Source organism: Loigolactobacillus bifermentans DSM 20003 (genome assembly GCF_001434575.1).
GTDB classification, from domain to species: Bacteria; Bacillota; Bacilli; order Lactobacillales; family Lactobacillaceae; genus Loigolactobacillus; species Loigolactobacillus bifermentans.
Genome location: NZ_AZDA01000066.1, coordinates 1 through 1,026, shown reverse-complemented (window position 1 = coordinate 1,026; position 1,026 = coordinate 1). Strand labels below are relative to the sequence as shown.

General features: G+C 41.0%; 1 pseudogene. It reads left to right on the top strand.

Annotation, left to right across the window (positions count from 1 at the left end):
- Positions 1-910: pseudogene (locus FC07_RS08345) on the top strand (MobQ family relaxase); the annotation flags it as partial.
- Between the last annotated feature and the right edge of the window lie 116 nt (positions 911-1,026).

The following is a 1,026-nucleotide window of genomic DNA, read 5'->3' as shown; positions in this document are numbered from 1 at the left end:
CAAAGGCAGTGAATTAAACGAACGTTTAATGAATATTCGTGATGATTTATTGACCCGACAATTATTGACCTTTACCAAACGGCCATACGTTGGCTGGAAGTTATTAATGCAACAAGAAAAGGAAGTCAAAATCGAGCTTAAATATACGCTGATGATTCATGATGATAGCTTAGAAAGTCTAGAACACGTTGATCAAGGTCTACTAGAAAAGTATTCACCAACCGAGCAGCAAAAGATTACTCGCGCAGTCAAAGATCTACGGGCAATCATGGCCGTTAAGCAAGTCATTAAAACGCAATACCATGAAGTATTGAAAAGGGCCTTTCCCAAAGGCGATTTAGATGGATTGCCATTGATTAAACAGGAACAAGTCTATACAGCCGTGATGTACTATGATCCTGTTTTAAAGCCATGTCAGTCCGAAACGATTGAACAGTGGCAAGCAAACCCACCACAGGTTTTCAGCCCCCCAGAACATCAACAAGGACTAGCTTATTTATCGGGACAGCTGAGCTTAGATCAGTTAGAAAATCATCACTTACAACGGGTTTTAAAGCATGATGGTACTAAACAACTCTTTTTTGGCGAATGCAAAGCTGATCCGACGATTAAGAACAGTCAGATTGAGAAAATCCAAAAGCAGTTAAAAGAGCAACAAGCCAAGGACGACCAGTACAGAAAAGCAAATATCGGACATTATCAACCACTGAACTACAAGCCAGTTAGTCCAGACTATTACTTAAAGACGGCCTTTAGTGACGCAATCATGACTGTTCTATATGCTCGTGATGAAGATTACCAACGGCAAGAACAAGAACGCGGCTTAAAAGAGACCGAGTGGGAAATGACGAAAAAGCAGCGGCAACATCAAACCCGGAACCGGCATGAAGATGGGGGCATGCACTTGTAATCACAAAATTAGCGACTGGTTAATTGGTATGAATGGTAGCCCATAATGTATTTTATATTGGGCAAATTACAAGTTTAATCCGAACAAGCCCGGAATCTTTCAATGGCAGTCTGTTG